This window comes from Microbacterium sp. ISL-103 (genome assembly GCF_018613995.1).
In the GTDB taxonomy this organism is placed as follows: Bacteria; Actinomycetota; Actinomycetes; order Actinomycetales; family Microbacteriaceae; genus Microbacterium.
In genome coordinates this window covers 626-1,040 of record NZ_JAGGPD010000650.1, presented here as the reverse complement: position 1 = coordinate 1,040, position 415 = coordinate 626, and the positions used below count along the sequence as shown (strand labels likewise).

1 protein-coding gene is annotated in these 415 nt (G+C 73.3%); it reads right to left on the bottom strand.

From position 1 onward, the window contains the following. Positions 1-415, bottom strand: a 415-nt coding sequence (locus tag J7E68_RS19130) for a siderophore-interacting protein (protein WP_215175124.1), incomplete at both ends; no start/stop codon positions are given.

Genomic DNA, 415 nt, shown 5'->3' with positions numbered 1-415 from the left:
GCGCTCCGACGGAGCATCCGCCACCGCGATCTCCTCGCCGCGACCCGCGTAGTCGGGGGTCTCCCAGAGCAGGTCCTCGGTGTCGATGTCCTTCACGTCGATCTCGTCGGCGGCGTCTGCGTCGCCCAGGTACTCGAGCACCGCGGGGATCAGCCGCACGCCGTGGGGTTCGCCCGCATCGCGGGGCAGCCAGTGCACCTCGACGCCTGCGGGCGCATCGATGCGCAGGATGTCGGCAGGTGTGGGCACCTCGATGAACGCGCAGCCTCGCAGGTCGCTCGGGGCGTCCTCGAGGATGCGCGCGATCGCAGGGGCCGCGGTCTCGTCGCCGGCGAGCACGACGGACGTCGCCGTGCCCGGCTCGTACTCGGCACCACCATGAGCGGATGCGGGCACGCCCCGCCGGGGCCCGACG